The sequence below is a fragment of the Bartonella sp. AA18HLJMS genome, from assembly GCF_042197245.1.
Classification (GTDB): Bacteria; Pseudomonadota; Alphaproteobacteria; order Rhizobiales; family Rhizobiaceae; genus Bartonella.
In genome coordinates this window covers 1-2805 of record NZ_JBHIRP010000049.1, presented here as the reverse complement: position 1 = coordinate 2805, position 2805 = coordinate 1, and the positions used below count along the sequence as shown (strand labels likewise).

At 45.4% G+C, this 2805-nt stretch carries 1 protein-coding gene; it reads left to right on the top strand.

Annotation, left to right across the window (positions count from 1 at the left end; translation table 11 throughout):
- Window positions 1–2805, top strand: a 2805-nt coding sequence (locus ACFINW_RS09725; protein WP_375674254.1) for a filamentous hemagglutinin N-terminal domain-containing protein, incomplete at both ends; no start/stop codon positions are given.

Here is a 2805-nt window from a genome sequence, read left to right as displayed (position 1 = left end):
GCGTTACAGGCGCAAATTACTGTGGATCCTAACGCGAATGCCGCCCATCGTCCAGATATAGTGGCAGCGCCCAATGGGGTTCCCTCGATTGATATTGTTACCCCCAATGGCAAGGGCTTATCGCACAATAAATATAACGATTTTAATATTGGCAATGCAGGTGTTATTTGGAACAATCATGCGCAAGAAGTGGGACAATCGCAGTTGGGTGGCATTATGCCTGGCAATCCGCATTTGCGCACTTCTGGTTCAGCGAAAGTGATTTTAAATGAAGTGACCAGCAGCAAGCGCAGTGCCTTGAATGGTCCAGGAGAGGTTTTTGGGCATCAAGCTGATGTGATTATAGCCAATCCCAACGGCATAAGCTGTAATGGTTGTGGCTTTATCAATACGCCCCATGCGACCTTAACCACGGGTGTACCCGAAATTGATGCGAGTGGTTTTCTGAAAGGTTTTCAGGTGCGAGGAGGGGATATCACCTTTGGCGCTAAGGGAGCCAATTTTTTTTCTGGCAAGGGTTCGGTTGATATTGTCGATATTGTCTCACGCACAGTGCATTTTGAAGGAGCGGTTGCGGGCAGAGAGATTGGAGTAACAGCAGGCACGGGTCACTTTGATTATGCTTTGCGGGAAATGAAAGAACTGACCGATATTACCGGTAAACCGGAATATGCGATAGATGGTTCTGCTTTTGGGGCTCTCCAGGCGGATCAGATTAAACTTGTGGCAACAGAACAAGGAGTTGGGGTTCGCATGCGCCATGATATGGCAGCGAATGCGGGGCAGTTGCATCTTTCTGCTGACGGAAAAATCTCGTTGAAGAATGTTTTTGGTCATGGGGGTGTTGTTCTTCAATCAAAAAGCGATACCCTTCATGCAGAGAACATTACATCCAAAAAGCATATTGCGATTGCAGCAAAAAAAGGTGTCATGTTAGAAACGGTTGGCGCGGAAGGTCATTTGAGCGTAGATGCCCAGGATGGGCTTTTATCAATTGCCGGAAAAGCTACCTCGGGGGGCAATTTGGAGCTTTCTTCGCACCATGCTCTTCAAGTTTCAGGGCTAGGCGCAGGCGCTGATGTAACACTTGAAACAGATGGAGCGCTTAATATTGGTGGCACTGTTTTAGCTGGGGGCAATCTCAGGGCGCATGCCGGTGGTGATATACAAGCCCATTTTTTAGCTGGTGGGGTTGATATGGCAGCCACGCAAGCAGCTGGCAGCCTTGTTCTTGGCACAAAAGGGGATGTTGATCTCCAGAGCAGTCAAGGTGCGATTTTTGCTGAAAGTATTTATGGGGCAGGAGATATCACCCTGGTTTCTCATAATGGGCTCTCTGTTTCCCAAACAATTCTGTCGCATCACAATGTTGCCATTCATGTTGACCCCCATGCCGGCATTCATTTTGGGCAAGTTTTAGCCTATGGCAGAGCAGACATTCATGGTGGGGCGGTTGATTTTTCTTCTTTGATGACGGGTGATGATGCCGTTTTAAAGGTGGGAAGTCTTGATGCAGGCACACTGATGACAGGTTTAGATTTTGTTCACTCTCAGGTGAGCCCTTCAAACCCTACAGGTGCTCTTGTTTTTCATGATAAAGGTTCCCTTTTTGCTACAGCGCAAGAGGGTATAAAGGTTGGGCATATTATCAGTGGTGGCAATATTGAACTTTTTGCTGGCAACGACATTTATTATGATCAGGTCATTGGCTATGGCAGTGCAACCCTGACCTCGGTATCAGGAGGGATCAGCGTTGAGAATGTGCTGTCTGCTACGGGGGATGTGAGATTGACAGCAAACACACTGGATTTGAGCAATGATCGTTCTCATATTTACACGCCGCAAACGCTATATTTAACTGCGGATCATATTTATGTCTCGGGCAGCACGCTGATTTATGGTGGTTTAGATTTTCAAAGCACCAATGTTCTTGATATTCACCATGCACGGCTACAAGCCATTACCGATGAAGGAGGGACTGGAGATATTCTTTTTGTTGCTCCAGGCGTTATGGTGGATCAGTTCACATCGGTTTTAGCAGCACGAGATTTTATCATCAAAACCGGGGAGCTTGAAAATAGCGGTCAATTGGCAGCGGGTCATGATTTAGCTTTTAGCGTGACGGGCGATGTGACCAACAGCAAAACGGGTTTAATTTATGTAAAGGGCAATGGTGCTTTACAAGTTGATGGGGCTTTGCTCAATGATTTTGGCGCTATTATGGCAGAAGGCAATTTATTTTTCACCAATGCAGCTGGTACTGGAAAAAGCCTTTCGCTTGTGAATAAAGCGGGCTTTATTCAAGCCGGTGGAAACTTAAATATCCAAACCAACACCTTGAAAAACGAAGCCGATAGCACGCCTGTCATCACAGAAAAAACGGAATATAGCGATATTTCTTTCCAAAGACCAAAGGGTTCTGATCAACTCAGTGATGGGATGTTATATCAAGATGGTCCCAACCTTTGGGGAAAGGGTCACTTTGAGGATAGAACAATAGTTATTGCACACCAGTATATACCTAGGGAAGTATTTGTATTTGATAAAAAGCTTTGGGCTAACAAAGAGGGAACCTATGGCACGGCAACTTTGGAAGATGGAGCATTTTATAGGGCATTTACTTGGAAATATGATAAAACAAAAAGTAATATAAGACGGTATCAATGGAATAATCAGTCACATATGACAGAAGAAACTGTCACGCAGGGGTTTTCGCATAAGCCCACCATTCAGGGGATGATACAATCTCACGGCAATCTCATCATTAACGCCGATAACATTGACAACCATTATAGTCTTATAGAA